Annotated in this window: 14 protein-coding genes; 5 read left to right on the plus strand and 9 right to left on the minus strand. The window is 65.0% G+C overall.

Annotation, left to right across the window (positions count from 1 at the left end; all coding sequences use genetic code 11):
• Nucleotides 1-6: 6 nt before the first annotated feature.
• Nucleotides 7-882, plus strand: coding sequence for a carboxylating nicotinate-nucleotide diphosphorylase (gene nadC / locus NLN62_RS05590; protein ID WP_254107852.1), 876 nt, complete (start codon nucleotides 7-9; stop codon nucleotides 880-882).
• Between the two features lie 4 nt (nucleotides 883-886).
• Here the strand turns inward: nadC and NLN62_RS05595 are convergent, their stop codons facing one another.
• The 3 genes from NLN62_RS05595 to NLN62_RS05605 all read right to left on the minus strand — a co-directional run bounded on the left by NLN62_RS05595 (nucleotide 887) and on the right by NLN62_RS05605 (nucleotide 6085).
• Nucleotides 887-2332: a cell wall hydrolase gene (locus NLN62_RS05595; RefSeq protein ID WP_254107854.1), complete on the minus strand. Its 1446-nt coding sequence runs from the start codon at nucleotides 2330-2332 to the stop codon at nucleotides 887-889.
• Nucleotides 2333-2924: 592 nt separating this feature from the next.
• Nucleotides 2925-5834, minus strand: coding sequence for a pyruvate, phosphate dikinase (gene ppdK / locus NLN62_RS05600; RefSeq protein ID WP_254107856.1), 2910 nt, complete (start codon nucleotides 5832-5834; stop codon nucleotides 2925-2927).
• 95 nt (nucleotides 5835-5929) lie between these two features.
• Nucleotides 5930-6085: a DUF3096 domain-containing protein gene (locus NLN62_RS05605; RefSeq protein ID WP_084801505.1), complete on the minus strand. Its 156-nt coding sequence runs from the start codon at nucleotides 6083-6085 to the stop codon at nucleotides 5930-5932.
• Nucleotides 6086-6319: 234 nt separating this feature from the next.
• Here NLN62_RS05605 and NLN62_RS05610 point away from each other — a divergent pair, with 234 nt between their 5' ends.
• Entirely contained in the window at nucleotides 6320-6673 is a 354-nt protein-coding gene (locus NLN62_RS05610; protein WP_254107858.1) for a DUF1236 domain-containing protein, read from the plus strand.
• 236 nt (nucleotides 6674-6909) lie between these two features.
• Here the strand turns inward: NLN62_RS05610 and glyS are convergent, their stop codons facing one another.
• The 6 genes from glyS to NLN62_RS05640 all read right to left on the minus strand — a co-directional run bounded on the left by glyS (nucleotide 6910) and on the right by NLN62_RS05640 (nucleotide 12588).
• Nucleotides 6910-9018, minus strand: coding sequence for a glycine--tRNA ligase subunit beta (gene glyS / locus NLN62_RS05615; RefSeq protein ID WP_254107861.1), 2109 nt, complete (start codon nucleotides 9016-9018; stop codon nucleotides 6910-6912).
• A complete protein-coding gene (locus NLN62_RS05620) occupies nucleotides 9018-9956 on the minus strand; it encodes a glycine--tRNA ligase subunit alpha (RefSeq protein WP_254107863.1) in 939 nt (312 codons plus the stop codon). Before NLN62_RS05620 ends, glyS begins: the two co-directional genes overlap by 1 nt.
• A gap of 213 nt (nucleotides 9957-10169) precedes the next feature.
• On the minus strand, nucleotides 10170-10361 hold the full coding sequence (locus NLN62_RS05625) for a hypothetical protein (RefSeq protein WP_027524294.1): 192 nt from the start codon (nucleotides 10359-10361) through the stop codon (nucleotides 10170-10172).
• Between the two features lie 104 nt (nucleotides 10362-10465).
• Complete coding sequence (locus tag NLN62_RS05630; RefSeq protein ID WP_027524293.1) at nucleotides 10466-11377, minus strand: S49 family peptidase; 912 nt, start codon at nucleotides 11375-11377, stop codon at nucleotides 10466-10468.
• Between the two features lie 214 nt (nucleotides 11378-11591).
• The gene (locus NLN62_RS05635) at nucleotides 11592-12368 is read right to left on the minus strand and encodes a tRNA1(Val) (adenine(37)-N6)-methyltransferase (RefSeq protein ID WP_254107866.1); all 777 of its coding nucleotides are present in this window, start codon (nucleotides 12366-12368) and stop codon (nucleotides 11592-11594) included.
• Nucleotides 12361-12588, minus strand: a complete 228-nt coding sequence (locus NLN62_RS05640; protein ID WP_027524291.1) for a DUF2007 domain-containing protein — start codon at nucleotides 12586-12588, stop codon at nucleotides 12361-12363. The genes NLN62_RS05635 and NLN62_RS05640 overlap by 8 nt, the downstream gene beginning before the upstream one ends.
• A 129-nt stretch (nucleotides 12589-12717) precedes the next feature.
• Here NLN62_RS05640 and NLN62_RS05645 point away from each other — a divergent pair, with 129 nt between their 5' ends.
• The 3 genes from NLN62_RS05645 (at nucleotide 12718) to fabF (ending at nucleotide 15950) form a co-directional block, all read left to right on the plus strand.
• Nucleotides 12718-13725, plus strand: a complete 1008-nt coding sequence (locus NLN62_RS05645) for a polyprenyl synthetase family protein (RefSeq protein ID WP_027524290.1) — start codon at nucleotides 12718-12720, stop codon at nucleotides 13723-13725.
• 445 nt (nucleotides 13726-14170) lie between these two features.
• On the plus strand, nucleotides 14171-14686 hold the full coding sequence (locus NLN62_RS05650) for a helix-turn-helix domain-containing protein (RefSeq protein WP_254107867.1): 516 nt from the start codon (nucleotides 14171-14173) through the stop codon (nucleotides 14684-14686).
• A gap of 1 nt (nucleotide 14687) precedes the next feature.
• Nucleotides 14688-15950, plus strand: a complete 1263-nt coding sequence (gene fabF, locus NLN62_RS05655) for a beta-ketoacyl-ACP synthase II (RefSeq protein WP_254107868.1) — start codon at nucleotides 14688-14690, stop codon at nucleotides 15948-15950.
• Nucleotides 15951-15952: the final 2 nt, after the last annotated feature.

The following is a 15952-nucleotide window of genomic DNA, read 5'->3' on the forward strand; positions in this document are numbered from 1 at the left end:
TTTGTCATGACCCCAGCTTCCCTGCTCCATCCCGATGCTTTCCTGTCACCGCTCGCGATCGACGAGGCCGTGCACCGCGCTCTCGACGAGGATCTTGGCCGCGCAGGCGACATCACCTCGCTCGCGACGATCCCTGAGGCCAACGCGGCCCACGCGATCCTGGTCGCGCGCCAGGCCGGGGTGATCGCCGGCCTGCCGCTGGCGCTGGCGACGCTGCAAACGCTCTCCAATGCGATCGAGGTGCAGGCGCACGTCCGCGACGGCGCGCGGGTGAAGGCCGGACAGCGCGTGATGACGATCACCGGCCCTGCCCGCGCCATTCTCACCGCCGAGCGGACCGCGCTGAACTTCGTCGGCCGGCTCTCCGGCATCGCGACGCTGACGGCCGACTACGTCCGCCAGACCGAAGGCAGCAGGATGCGGATCTGCTGCACGCGCAAGACCACGCCGGGGCTGCGCGCGCTGGAGAAATACGCGGTGCGCTGCGGCGGCGGCTTCAACCACCGCTTTGGCCTGGATGACGCGATCCTGATCAAGGACAACCACATCGCGGTCGCTGGCGGCATCCGCCCCGTGCTGGAGCGCGCCCGCAGCCATGCCAGTCATCTCGTGAAGATCGAGATCGAGGTCGATACGCTGGCGCAACTGCGCGAGGTGCTCGACACCGGCCTTGCCGACGCCGTGCTGCTCGACAACATGGATATCGCCACGCTGCGCGAAGCGGTGAAGCTCGCGGCCGGCCGTGTCGCGCTCGAAGCGTCCGGCGGTGTCACACTTGAGTCGATCCCGGCGATCGCATCGACCGGCGTCGACTACGTCTCGTCCGGCGCGCTGACGCACTCGGCACCGAATTTCGACTGCGCGCTGGATATCGAGGCGTGAGCGGCTACCGCCGCTCGGTCGCGCCAAGCTCGGCCGAGCTCTTGGCTTCCTGCGCGAGCTCGGCTGAGAGCGCGGCGGTCTGCGCCGGCGTGCCCCAGCTCGGCTCCTCGCTGCCGTCACCCCAGGCGCGCGGTCGGTAGAAGGTGTGCACGCCGAACTTGTACATCTTCTTCATCTCGGCGACCCAGGACGGGCGCACCCAATAGGCGTGGTAGTGCGTCGACTTGCCGACCTCGGGCAGCCAGATCTGGCCGTCGAGCGTCGCCTTGGCGATCTTCTTGGCGCGCTCCCACATGTCGGGCTCGCGGATCACGTCGGGATTGTTGTCGCAGGCGAAGGTGAACTGGCAGGCGAAGTGGCGGTACTTGTTCTGATAGACCACGCCGCACACGGTGTCCGGATATTTGCCGGAGAACACGCGGTTCATCACCACCTGCGCAACCGCCATCTGGCCACGCACAGCCTCGCCGCGCGACTCGAAGTACACGGCTTCAGCCAGGCACTTCTCTGATTTGGCGCGCGACTTCTCGTCGAGGGCTAGCCGTTCGGCCGGCGACCTGACGCGCTGGTCGTCGGCGTTGACCTCGCCCTTGGGCGCGACGCTCTCGCCACCCTCGGTTGCTCTTGCGACCTCCTCCGACGACGGCGGCAGCGAGGCCGTCACCTTCATGTCGGGGTCGGACATCACGATGAGCGGCTCGGCGCCGGGCTGCCAGCTCTCCATGCTCTCGAGGCTGCCGCCAAGCGACGAGCTGCCGAAGAACAGGTTCGACGTCTTGACGCTGAAGGGATCGCGCGCTGGCGCGGCCGGGGCCCGCTTCAAATCGTTGAGCGGCTGGGCTGCAAGCGACAGCGCGGTGTCGCTTGCCGATGGCGTGCCCGAATATTGCGGCAGCGGCGGCGCGCGCAACGCCTCCTCGAGTTCGGGATCAAGCGCGGCCGCGGACTCCGGCGACATCGCCTGTGGCAACGCGGCCGTCTTGGCGCCAAAGACCGAGCTGTTCGATGTCGCGGGATCCTGCGTGGCGGGTGCTGCAGATGGGGCGGCCGGCTCAGCCGGCGCGGGCGTGACTGTCGCGAGACGATCGCCCTTCAGGGTACGATCCACGCGCGGAAAATCGGCGGCCTGATAGCGCGGCGGCGTCTGGAGCGCCGGATTGCGCGAGATGCTGCCCGTGATGTCGCGATCGTCCAGGCTCGCGAGGCGGTAGCTCGCGCTCTGCGGAACCGAGGTTCCGATCGGACGGGCGAAGCTGTAGGTCGCGAGCTGGATCGAGGACGCCGCGGAAAATACCTGCTTCTGCCAGCGCTCGGCGACGCCCGGCTGGCGCGCGAGCAGCGAAGCAATGTCCTGATATCCGGTCTCTCTCGGCACCAATGCGAAGATGCAGAGACCGATGCCGAAGGACGCGAACCGCGCGCCCTTCGGATGGTTACGCAACACAAACATCGATACGCTCACGCAACGCTTACGCTAGAGAAGATCGAACGCAGTGCGTCCGTGCAATTCGATCCTTTTTGTTGGTATCTAATTTAGGTTGCCGGGGAGTTAATCGACGTTGCGCGCGCACCACACTCAAGCAATCGCAGGTGTTTTCACGGCGCAATAGGACTCGTTGGTAAATGCGACCTCACGCGACGAGGTAAACGCCCCGTCAACGGATATGGTGAAGGAACTCTTTATGATGCGTGTCATTACGGGACGCGCGTCCACAAACACCGTCATAGCGACGGTCCTTCCACACAAACGCTGTCATTCCCCGCGAAAGCGGGGAATCCCGTACGCCGCGGCTTCTCCGCATACGTCACTGCCTCTGGAATACTGGATCGCCCGCTTTCGCGGGCGATGACATCGAGAGTTTGGCGCGCGCGTGCAACAATCTCGTCATTGCGAGCGCAGCGAAGCAATCCAGGCTGTCACCGCGGAAAGATTCTGGATTGCTTCGCTGCGCTCGCAATGACGATGTGGACAGAGCAGTGTTTCAAAAGAAAGAGGCGGAGCATTCGCCCCGCCTCTTCGGCTCTCAAATCTCAGTCGCGTTCTACGCCTGGCTTGCGGCCGCCTTGCCGAGCGCGGCCTGGGCGGCGGCGAGGCGTGCGATCGGCACGCGATAGGGCGAGCATGACACGTAGTCGAGGCCGATCGCGTGGCAGAACGCCACCGACGCGGGATCGCCGCCATGCTCGCCGCAGATGCCGACCTTGAGCGAGGCGCGAGTCTTGCGGCCGCGCGCGACGCCGATCTTGACGAGTTCGCCAACGCCTTCCTGATCGAGCGCGATGAAGGGATCGATCTGCAAAATTCCCTTGGTCACGTAGGGACCGAGGAAGCTCGCGGCGTCGTCGCGGCTGATGCCGTAGGTGGTCTGTGTCAGATCGTTGGTGCCGAAGGAGAAGAACTCCGCCGACTGCGCGATCTCGGCCGCGAGCAGGCAGGCGCGCGGCAGCTCGATCATGGTCCCGACCTGATAGGCGAGCTTGGTGTTGGTGTCGCGCATCACCGCCTGGGCGGTGGCATCGATGCGCGCCTTGACGAGGTCGAGCTCGGCCTTGGTCGCGATCAGCGGCACCATCACCTCCAGACCAACGGCCTTGCCGGTGCGCCGCTGCGCCTCGACCGCAGCCTCGAAGATCGCGCGCGCCTGCATCTCGGCGATCTCGGGATACGCTATCGCGATGCGGCAGCCGCGGAATCCGAGCATCGGGTTGAACTCCGAGAGCTCGCGTGCGCGGTCAGCCAGGCGGCGTGGGTCGGTGTTCATGGCCCGCGCCACTTCCTCGACCTCGGCGTGGGTGTGTGGCAGGAACTCATGCAGCGGCGGATCGAGCAAGCGGATCGTGACGGGCAGGCCCTTCATGATCTCGAACAGCTCGACGAAGTCGGCGCGCTGCATCGGCAGCAGCTTTGCCAGAGCGGCGCGGCGCGACTGTTCGTCCTCGGAGAGGATCATCTCACGCACCGTGCGGATGCGCGTCTCCTCGAAGAACATGTGCTCGGTGCGGCACAGGCCAATGCCCTGCGCGCCGAACTTGAGCGCGGTGCGCGCGTCCTCCGGCGTATCGGCGTTGACGCGCACGCCGATCTTGCGGACCTGGTCGGCCCAGTTCATCAGCGTGCCGAACTCGCCGGACAGCTCCGGCTCGATCATCGGCATGCGGCCGGCGAGCACCTGGCCGAGCGAGCCGTCGATGGTGATGACGTCGCCGGTCTTGAAGGTGCGCGAGCCGATGCTCATGGTGCCGCGGCCGTAATCGACGCGGATGGTGCCGCAGCCGGAGACGCAGGGCTTGCCCATGCCGCGCGCGACCACAGCCGCGTGCGAGGTCATGCCGCCGCGGGTGGTGAGGATACCCTCGGCCGCATGCATGCCGTGGATGTCTTCCGGGCTGGTCTCGATGCGGACCAGGATGACCTTGCGCCCGTCGGCCTGGAGCTTGGCGGCTTCATCCGAGGAGAACACGATCTCGCCGGAGGCAGCACCGGGCGAAGCCGGCAGGCCGGTTGCGATCACGTCGCGCTTTGCGTTGGGATCGATGGTCGGATGCAGCAGCTGATCGAGCGACGCCGGATCGATGCGCGTCACCGCTTCCTTCTTCGAGATCAGGCCCTCATTGGCGAGCTCGACCGCAATGCGCAGCGCCGCCTTGGCGGTGCGTTTTCCCCCGCGGGTCTGCAGCATCCAGAGCTTGCCGCGCTCGACGGTGAACTCCATGTCCTGCATGTCGCGGTAGTGCTTCTCGAGCTGCGTGTAGATGCGCGTCAGCTCCTTGAACGCCTCCGCCATCGCCGTTTCCATCGACGGCTTGTCGGACCCGGACTCTTTCCGCGCATCCTCGGTGATGTCCTGCGGCGTGCGGATACCCGCCACCACGTCCTCGCCCTGCGCGTTGATCAGGAACTCGCCGTACAGCTTGCTCTCGCCGGTCGAGGGGTTGCGGGTGAAGGCGACGCCGGTCGCCGACGTCTCGCCCATGTTGCCGAACACCATGGCCTGCACGTTGACCGCGGTGCCCCAGGATTCCGGAATGTCGTGCAGCTTGCGGTAAGTCACCGCGCGCGCGTTCATCCAGGATGAGAACACGGCGCCCACCGCGCCCCAGAGCTGGTCGTGCGGATCCTGCGGAAACTCCTTGCCGGTCTCGCGCGCCACCGCATCCTTGTACTTGCCGACCAGATCGACCCAGTCCTCGGCGGAGAGGTCGGTGTCGAGCGAATAGCCCTGGCTGTCCTTGAATGTATCGAGGATTTCCTCGAAGTGATGATGCTCGAAGCCGAGCACCACGTCGGAATACATGGTGATGAAGCGGCGATAGCTGTCATAGGCAAAGCGGCGGTCGCCCGACAGCTCCGACAGCGCTTCCACGGTCTCGTCGTTGAGGCCGAGATTGAGCACGGTGTCCATCATGCCCGGCATCGAGGCACGCGCGCCGGAGCGCACCGAGACGAGCAGCGGGTTCTTGGCATCGCCGAATGCCTTGCCTGTCAGCTTGCCGACATAATCGAGCGCCTTCTCGACCTGCGCTTTCAATTCCTTCGGATAGCTCTTCTCGTGGGCGTAGAAGTAGGTGCAGACCGAGGTCGGGATGGTGAAGCCGGGAGGCACGGGCAGGCCGAGATTGGCCATCTCGGCGAGGTTGGCGCCCTTGCCGCCGAGCAGGTCGCGCATTTCGGATTTGCCCTCGGCCTTGCCATCGCCAAAGGTGTAGACCCACTTGCCCGCCTTGGCGGCGCTTGGCGCGGCCTTCGCGACAACCTTGGGCGCAGCCGGCTTGCTGACAGGCTTAGTCACAGGCTTGCTCGGAGCCTTGGCCGCGGGTTTCGCGACCGGCTTCGCAGCGGTCTTCACTGCACTCTTGGGCAGCGCCTTGCGGGCCGCCGGCGCGGCTTTCGCCTTTGCGGAGGGCTTTGATTTCGCTGGCATTTTCTTAGGCTTCGAGGCGGCTTTGGCCATGGCTTGCACACAACCTGCGAGAGGAACGGGAAATCGCGGGCCTTACACCATTTTGGGCGGGCTCGCGCAAGTCGGACTGATGGGGGATTAGGACTTTACAGATGCAGCCACCTCAAAAGGCCAAGCCCGATCGCGCCATTCAGGATCAGAAAGATCGCGACGATCAGGTTCAGGAGCCGCGGCATGATCAGGATGAGCACGCCCGCGATCAGGGACATGATCGGCGAGATGTGGGCGATGGTGAGGTGCATGAAATATCTTTCTCGAGGCTTCTGGGTGATGCGAATCGCGGCCGGATCATACCGGGCCCGGTTCCGCGAGTAGAGACGCATGAGCCCATAGTTGAGTTCCGCCCTTCGCGAAAACTGCCTGAAATTGCCGCGGATGCGGCATTCAATCTTTGGGAACGTTGGGCAGTTGCATGCATTGGCAATCGGGGTCGCGCCACTGGCGTGGCGCCGAATCATCTTCGTGAGGAGTTGCCCATGCGGAACAGGATTCTTGCACTTGCAGCGCTTGGCGTCGCGCTCGGCACGCCGGTCGCGGCGCAGGCGCAAGCCGACGTCACGATCGGCCGCGCGCCCGCCGTGGTCGAACGCAGCCCCGGCATCGCCGTCGAACAGCGTCCAGCGTTTCGCGACTATGTCGTCGAGCAGCGCGTACCGGCCTTCAGCGTGCCGGACCGCATCGTGGTCGGCACCGTGCTGCCGGAGACCGGCATCACCTATTACGACGTGCCGCAGCGCTTCGGCGCGACGACCTATCGCTACACCGTCGTGAACGGCGAGACCGTGCTGGTCGAACCGCGCTCACGACGCATCGTCGAGGTACTCGACTAGATGTCCGGCGCGCCTCACTGGAAGACTTGGCGCGAATAGAGTTTTCGGACATCAGGCCCTGCCCGGTCCTCCCCCCCGCCGGGCGGGGCTTTTTATGCGTGCGTTCTCGTGTCCCGGGCAAGCGAAGCGCAGACCCGGGACACGAGAAGCCGAGTGCACGCGGCGTGGGCCCCGGATCAGCAGCGCACCACGCCGCAGCTGGCGGCGCGCTGCGCAGCATCCGGGGCACGAGAGTGTCAATCCTGGATCTTCGAGAAGTCCGCCACCGCGCGCGTGGCGCTGCGGATTTCATTCAGCAGCTTCAACCGGTTCTCACGCACCTTTGCATCCTCGTCGTTGACGCGGACCTTGTCGAAGAAGGCATCGACCGGCGGACGGAGCTTCGCCATCGCGCTCATCGCGCCAGCGAAGTCTTCCTTCGCGACGGCGGCGCTTGCTTCCGCCTTCACCTCGCCGATTGCTTTCGCCAGCGCCTTCTCCTCGTTGAGACTGTAGAGCGTCGCATCCGGTGCGCCGTCGAATGCGCGCTTGTCCTTCTTCTCCTCGATCGCGAGGATGTTGCTGGCGCGCTTCGTGCCAGCGAGCAGGTTCTTGCCGTTCTCTGTATCGAGGAACTTACCGAGCGCCTCGACGCGACGGACCGTGGAAAGGAGGCCGACCTCACTACCTCCTAGTTCGAGAACCGCATCGACAAGATCGTATCGCGCCCCCTGTTCGCGAAGCTGAACTTTGAGGCGATCTTCAAAAAAATCCTGAAACGAGTCGCCAATATCCGAAATAGCCGTGTCAGAAAGCTCCGGTCGAACTCTCTTGATACGCCTTTCGAGAAGCCCTCGCGGATATAGTTCAATTTCTCTCTCGATCGATATCCGAATGACCCCGAGTGCAGCTCGCCTCAAGGCGTAGGGATCTTTGCTTCCCGTCGGTTTCTCATCGATCGCCCAGAAACCAATGAGCGTATCAATCTTATCCGCAAGCGCCACAGCGAGACTAACTGGATTCGTCGGCACGCGATCGGACGGCCCTTGAGGCTTGTAGTGTTCCTCGCTTGCGGCGGCGACAGCGCCGTCTTCGCCCTGCGCAAGCGCATAGTATTTGCCCATCAAGCCTTGCAATTCCGGAAACTCGCCCACGACTTCTGTGAGCAGATCAGCCTTTGCGAGGCGCGCTGCCCGCTTCGCCGTTTCAGGGTCGGCCCCCGTCAGTTGGGCCATCTCTGCAGCTGACATTTCGATCCGCTTGATCCGCTCTGCCTGCGTGCCGAGCTTCTCGTGGAACACGATCTGCTCGAATTTCGGCAGCCGGTCCTCGAGCTTCGTCTTCAGGTCGGTCTCGTAGAAGAACTTCGCGTCCGACAGCCGCGCGCGGATCACGCGCTCATTGCCGGCTACGATCGCCTTGCCGCCGTCGGTCGCCTCGATATTCGCAACCAGGATGAACTTGTTCGCGAGCTTGCCCGTTTTGGGATCGCTCACCACGAAGCACTTCTGGTTGTTGCGGATAGTGGCGCGGATCACTTCCGCCGGAATCGACAAAAATTCCTGGTCGAATGAGCCCATCAGCACGACCGGCCATTCGACGAGGCCCGCGACCTCGTCGAGCAGGTTCTGGTCCTCGACGAGCTCAAAGCCCTGCGCAAATGCGAGCTGCTTGGCGTCGGTCAGGATCGAATCCTTGCGACGCTCCGGATCGAGCACGACCTTTGCGTCCAGCAGCTTTGCCTCGTAGTCCTCGAAGCGGCGCACGTTGATCGCCGCTGGCGCCAGGAAACGATGGCCGTAGGTGGTCTGTCCGGTCTCGATGCCGTCGACGGAGAAATTCACCACATCAGGCTCTTCGGTCTCGAGCCCGTAGGTCGCGGTGATCGCGTGCAGCGGACGCACCCAGTTGAGTGAACCCGGCTTGGCCGAACGCGCGCCCCAGCGCATCGATTTCGGCCAGGGGAAGGTGCGGATGATCACGGGGAGGATCTCGGCGATCACGTCGATCGCCGCGCGGCCCGGCTTCTCGATCAGCGCGATGTAGAAGTCGCCCTTCTTGTCGCTCTGGATCTTTGCTTCGCTGAGCGAGGCAAGGCCCGTCGCTTTCAAGAATCCCTGGATCGCAGGCTCGGGTCCGCCGACGCGCGGGCCGCGGCGCTCTTCCTTCAGGTCAGGCTGGCGCACGGGGATGCCGTGCACGGTGAGCGCAATACGGCGCGGCGTCGCAAACGCTTTCGCGCCTTCATAGACGAGGCCTTCGGCAACGAGCTTGTCGGTGACCATGCGACGCAGATCGTCGGCCGCCTTGGCCTGCATGCGCGCGGGAATTTCCTCGGAGAACAGCTCCAGCAACAGATCGGGCATCAGGCCACTCCGCCCGCTTCGGTGTGGACCCAGGCTTCGCCACAGGCCTTGGCCAGCTCGCGCACCCGGAAAATGTAGCTCTGGCGCTCGGTCACCGAGATGACGCCGCGCGCGTCGAGCAGATTGAACACGTGGCTCGCCTTGATGCACTGGTCATAGGCCGGCAGCGCCATCAGGTGCTCCCTGCGGTTGCTGGCATCGCGCCAGCCGGCCGCGAGGTATTTCTTGCAGGCTTCTTCCGCCATCTTGAACTGCTCGAACAGCATCGCGGTGTCGGCATGTTCGAAATTGTGCCGCGAATATTCCTGCTCGGCCTGGAAGAAGACGTCGCGGTAAGTGACCTTCTGGTCGCCTTCGCGGCCGTTGAAGTTGAGGTCCATGATGCGGTCGACGCCCTGCAGATAACAGGCAAGCCGCTCGAGCCCATAGGTCAGTTCGCCCGCGACCGGCGCACATTCCACGCCGGCGACCTGCTGGAAGTAGGTGAACTGCGACACTTCCATGCCGTCGCACCAGCATTCCCAGCCGAGGCCCCACGCGCCCAGCGTCGGGCTCTCCCAGTCGTCCTCGACGAAGCGGATGTCGTGCACGGCGGAGTCGATGCCGATCGCGGCGAGCGACTTCAGGTACAGCTCCTGGAGGTCCGGCGGCGACGGCTTGAGGATCACCTGGAACTGGTAATAGTGCTGGAGCCGGTTGGGGTTCTCGCCGTAGCGGCCGTCCTTCGGCCGGCGCGAAGGCTGCACATAGGCAGCATTCCACGGCTTCGGGCCGAGCGCGCGCAGGGTGGTCGCAGGGTGGAAGGTGCCGGCGCCGACCTCCATGTCGTAGGGCTGGAGGATCACGCAGCCGTAATCCGCCCAATAGCGTTGCAGCGCCAGGATCAGGCCCTGGAACGAGCGGTCCGGGCGCATATGGGCGGGCAATGAGGCGTCCATCGTCAGGTCAGGCTTTCGCGGGGGGTTTTGAATCGCGCGGGACCGTATCGACGGCGGCGGTGGGAATCAAGGCAAAGGGGGCCCAAAATGGCTGTCATTCCGGGGCGATGCGACGGGACCGTGCAAGCGCGGCCCGGAGCATCGAACCCGGAAGCTCAAGATTCCGTGTTCGCCCTTCGGGCGCCCCGGAATGACAGCGTGAAAATCGAGTAGCTAACCCGGGCGGTACGCCCCCGTGACGGGGTCGCGCTTCAGCGTCTGGATTTCCCCCATGCGGGCGGCTTCGGCGACGCGCGACAGGCGCATCTCCTCCAGCTCCTGGTTGATCCGGACAGCGGTCTTGTAGGCCCAGCGGACCACGGCTAGCCCGCCCAGGACGCCCGCGAATGCAACGAACGGCGGCATCGGTCGATCCTTGTTCAATGCTCAGCCCCCACGCGTATTCTCGCGCAGACGGGCCCGCGCCGCAATTGGCTTGGTTCGGACCAAATGGCGCGGGCCGGCGGCTGCTAGAACCCGAATTTCGCCCAAATCGCCCGTGTTTCCAGCGCCGAAATCAGCTCATCCGGCAGCCCAACCATTCCTTCCAGGGCCGAAAGCTGGCCAGCGCCGGGCGATTTGCGGCCAAACAGGCCCGACAGCAGCCCGGTCGGCTGCGCGATCACGGGGGTGAGAACCTTCTCGCCATAGCGGGCACGAAGAGTTGAGCGGAGATCGCCGATCCCATCGGCAAGCCCCAGCGAGATTGCGGTGTCGCCCGCCCAATATTCGCCGGTGAACAGCGTGTCCTCGTCGCCCTTCAGCCGCGCCCCCCGGCTCTCCTTCACCAGCGTAATGAAGATCGCGTGGATCTCGCGCTGGAGCTTCTTCAGCCGCGCCACGTCGTCGGGGTTTTCGGGCAGGAATGGATCGAGCATCGCCTTGTGCTCGCCGGCGGTATAGAGACGCCGCTCGATGCCGAGCCGCTTGATCGCCTCCTGGAATCCGAAGCTGCCGCCGACCACGCCGATGGAGCCGAGGATCGAGGACGGATCGCAGAAGATCTCATCGCCCGCGCAGGCGATCATGTAGCCGCCGGAAGCGGCGACGTCCTCGACGAACACCAAGACCTTAAGCTTCTTCTCGGCCGCAAGCTGCTTGATGCGCAGATAGATCTGGCGCGACTGCACCGGCGAGCCGCCGGGCGAGTTGATCACCAGCGCCACTGCCTTGGCATTGCGAACCGAGAAGGCCCGCTCCAGCACCCGCGCGACGCCCGCGAGCGTCATGCCCGGGCGCAGCGGCGTCACCGCGCCGATCACGCCCGACAGTCGCACCACCGGCACGATCGCGGCGCCGGGGCGAAAGCGCGCAGGCAGATATTCCATGAACCTGTCGGCCAGGCCGGACGACTCACTACGATGACTCAATTGTTCGGCCATGCCGTTACCTCGTCTTAACCACTTTTTATCACGCGACTGTCATTGGAAGTGCCTGGAACGTGTTTTGCAAAGTCTCCATTGGGAGGCTGCAATGGCGAAGCGGAGGGCACAATGAAGATCTATCTGTTGATCATGCTGATGGGTGCGCTGTTCGCGGCGATTCGCTTCACCACAGCGCAGGAACAGCAGTCGAGTTCGCTTCCCCAGTAGATCTTCAAGCTGTCGCCAGCGGCAGTACCGCCCTCCCCGCAAGCACGTCCCGTAACTCTTTTTTAGGCACGCGTGACTCCTCGTTGAGCATCAGGCTCGCCAGCATGCGCGTCGGCGCCCTGCCGCCTTTGATGGCGCGGACCAGCACGCGGATCGCGGGCTTTTCCGCGTCACCGTGAACCGGCAACACCGAGAGGCTCCCGAAGCCGCGTGACAGCGCTGTCAGTACGTCTGCTATCCCATCTGCGCGCCAGATCAAGGTCAGCGCGCCACCGGATTTGAGAATACGCCGCGCTGCATGCACCCAGGCATGCAGCGTCTCCGCTGTCGCGACATGTGCGACGTGACGCGTCTGGTCCGGAGAGCCGCGATGGCGCCCGGCATCGTTGAAGGGCGGATTCATCAGGACGACGTCGACGCTGTCCGGCAGAAGGCCGCTTGCCGCGAAGCTCTCTGCACCGGCCGTGACGTCGAGGACGATCGCCTCGGCGTCAATCGCATTCGCGGCCGCATTGGCGCGCGCGAGGCTGCCGAGCTCCGGATCAATCTCGACCAGTGTCAGGCTGATCCCGGGGACGCGATGCGCCAGCGCTAGCCCCGCCGCGCCGACGCCAGCGCCAAAATCGACGACGCGATCGCCTGCCTTGGCAGCGGTCGCCGCGGCCAGCAGGATCGCATCGTGGCCGGACCGGTGGCCGGACCGCTTCTGCCTCAAGTGCAGTTGCCCGCCGAGAAACGCGTCCTCGGTGACGTCATCGACGTTCGGGGCAAGCTCAGTCATCGCCGCGCAATTCGTGGCTGAGGCCGGCCTCGGTCAGGAGCTGTCGCGCCTCGCTGGCGTCATCCTCATGGACCAGGATTCGCCGCGGCAGGATGCCGAGTGAGCCCTCGATGATGCTCATGTTCTGGTCCAGCACCAGATGGTGGATGTTGGCGCCGTCGAGCAGCGCGCCGATCGCCGACACCAGCACCATGTCGTTGGTCCGAACCAGTTCGCGCAAAACGAGCCTCCTGCCTGACGCGGGTTGGGCGGAAATGTCAATGGTTCCGCGGCACTTGCCGCGTCCGCCCGCAGTTTCTATTGTCTTGTCGTCAGAATAGCCCTTCCCGGGCAAATATTGGAGACCGGCGTGGCCGTAATCGTACCTTTCGAAACTCCCGGCGCGTCGATCGAAGAGCTGGTTGCCCTTGTCGCCCCTGACATGGAGCGCGTCAATGCGACCATACTGTCGCGGACCGGCTCCGAGGTGACCATGATCCCGGAGGTGGCCAACCACCTCATCTCCTCCGGCGGCAAGCGCCTGCGGCCGATGCTCACCCTCGCCATGGCCAACCTCGCCGGTTACACCGGGGACGGCCATATCAAGCTCGCCGCCTCCGTCGAGTTCATGCATACAGCAACCCTGCTGCACGACGACGTCGTCGACGAGAGCGAGATGCGGCGCGGCAAATTGTCGGCGCGCATGCTCTGGGGCAACGAGGCGAGCGTGCTGGTCGGCGACTTTCTGCTGGGACAAGCTTTCCGCATGATGGTCGAGGTCGGCTCGCTGCGCGCGCTCGACATCCTCTCGGCAGCGGCCGCAACCATCGCCGAAGGCGAGGTGATGCAACTCGCGGCCGCCAAGAACACCGCGACCACCGAGGACGAATATCTCGCCGTGATCCGCGCCAAGACCGCAGAATTGTTCGCGGCCGCCTGCGAGGTTGGGCCGGTACTCGCCAACCGTCCGAAGGCCGAGCAGACCGCCTGCCGCTCGGTCGGCATGAATCTCGGCATCGCCTTCCAGCTCGTCGATGACGTGCTCGACTATGGCGGCAAGAGCGCCAAGCTCGGCAAGAACACCGGCGACGATTTCCGCGAAGGCAAGATCACGCTGCCCGTGGTGCTCGCCTTCCGCCGCGGCAACGACACCGAGCGCGCCTTCTGGATCCGGGCGCTGGAGCGCGGCGAGATCGGCGACACCGATCTCGATCACGCCATCGGGCTGATGAACAAGCACCGCGCGCTCGAGGACACGCTGAGCCGCGCCCAGCACTACGGCGCCATGGCCGTGGATGCGCTGGCGCTGTTCCCGCCCTCGCCGATGAAGAGCGCGCTGGAGCAGGTCGTGGCGTTCTGCCTGGCGCGGTCGCATTAGGCGCGACGGCCTGACGCTCCTATTGATTCAGCACCACCGTTAGCCCCGTCATCCTGAGGCGCGATGCATGGGACGCAACGCGTCCCATGGAGAGCCTCGAAGGATGGACGGCCGAGCTGCAGCCGGGCCCTCACCCTTCGAGGCTCGCTCAGCGGCGCAGTTGCGCCGCCGAGCCCGGACCTCAGGATGACGACGATATGTAGGAGCTTGCTGTATCGACATCGTCATTGCGAGCGTAGCGAAGCACTCCAGAATCCCTCCACAGAGACTGACTGGACTGCTTCGCTGCGCTCGCAATGACGGAGCAAGGTTCGTAGGCGTCAGTCTCCAATCCACATTCGAAATCACGGACGCGGCTTCGCGTTCCAGGTCACTTCTTACCCGCACCTGCTGCAGGCCAGTCAGTTACTTGCATTTTGCAAGTTACTCACCTACCTTCCCGGCCATGCAGCCCAAATCCCCCTCCATCCTGGAATGCCCGGTCGGCCGCGCCGTGGAGACGGTCGGCGAGTGGTGGAGCATTTTGATCCTGCGGGACGCGTTTCAGGGCGCAACAAAGTTCGACGAGTTTTCGCGAGGCCTCGGGATCGCGCCGAACATCCTGTCGCGGCGCCTTGCCCATCTCACCGAGAGCGGGATGTTCGTGCGCCGTCGCTATCATGAGCGGCCGCCGCGCTACGAATATGTGCTGACGGACAAAGCCCGGGATTTCTTTCCCGTGGTCGTGGCGCTGCTGGCCTGGGGCAACAAGCATCTCGCGCCGGAAGGCGAATCCGTCGTGCTGGCAAGCCGAGACGATCGCCGCCCACTCGATCCGGTCGTGGTCGATGCCGCCGACAAGCGTCCGATCACGCTCGCCACTGCCACCGTCATCGCAGGGCCCCGCGCCAGCCGCGGTATGCGCAAGCGGCTCGTTTCGCTCAAGGCCATGAACCCGGCCGTTGCGCCGGTGGGAGACTGACATGCGTCGCATCGTGGTGACGGGACTGGGGGCGGTGTCACCGCTCGGCTGCGGCGTCGAACTTGCCTGGCGGCGGCTCCTCGCCGGCCAAAGCGGACTGCGCGCGCTGCCTGAATGGGCGCAGGCGCTCCCCGCACGCATCGCCGGTCTCGTGCCCGACAAGACCGACGACGCGGAGGGCGGCTTCGACCCAGCGCAGGCCGCCGCGCCAAAGGACCAGCGCAAGATGGACCGCTTCATCCTGTTCGCGCTGCTCGCCGCCGCCGAGGCGATCGCGCAGGCCAAATGGACGCCGCAGGACACGGCGGCGCTGGAGCGGACCGCAACGATCATCGCTTCCGGCGTCGGCGGATTCCCGGCGATGGCGGAGGCGGTGCGCATCACCGAGCAACGCGGCGCGCGCCGCCTCTCGCCATTCACGATCCCTTCGTTCCTCGCCAATCTCGCGGCGGGCCAAGTCTCGATCAAATACGGTTACAAGGGAGCGCTGGGCGCGCCGGTCACTGCATGCGCCGCAGGCGTTCAGGCAATCGGCGATGCCGCGCGCATGATCCGCGCGGGTGAAGCCGACATCGCGATCTGCGGCGGCGCGGAGGCCTGCATCGATATCGTCAGCCTCGGCGGCTTCGCAGCGGCGCGCGCGCTGTCGAGTGGGTTCAACGACGAGCCCGCACGCGCCTCGCGCCCGTTCGATCGCGACCGCGACGGTTTTGTCATGGGCGAAGGCGCAGGCATTGTGGTGATCGAAGCGCTGGAGCATGCGCTGGCGCGAGGCGCATCGCCGATGGCAGAAGTCGTCGGATACGGTACCACCGCGGACGCCTATCACATGACATCGGGTCCGCCGGACGGCGACGGCGCGAGGCGTGCCATGGAGATCGCGCTCCGGCAGGCGCGGCTCGCGCCCGCTGACGTGCAGCATCTGAACGCACATGCAACATCGACGCCCGCCGGCGACGAGAGCGAGCTTGGCGCGATCGCCGGGCTGTTCGGCCGCAATCGAACCATCGCTGTGAGCGCGACCAAATCGGCCACCGGCCACCTGCTCGGAGCCGCCGGTGGCCTGGAGGCGATCTTCACCGTCCTCGCCTTGCGCGACCAGATCGCGCCGCCGACGCTCAATCTCGAAAATCCCGATACGGGCGCGGACGGTATCGACATCGTCTCCGGCACCGCTCGACCGATGCCAATGCAGCACGCCATCTCCAACGGTTTCGGCTTCGGCGGGGTGAATGCCAGCGTGATCTTCCGCCGGTTCGATTAGAC

Origin of the sequence: Bradyrhizobium sp. CCGUVB23 (assembly GCF_024199885.1) — a bacterium.
In the GTDB taxonomy this organism is placed as follows: domain Bacteria; phylum Pseudomonadota; class Alphaproteobacteria; order Rhizobiales; family Xanthobacteraceae; genus Bradyrhizobium.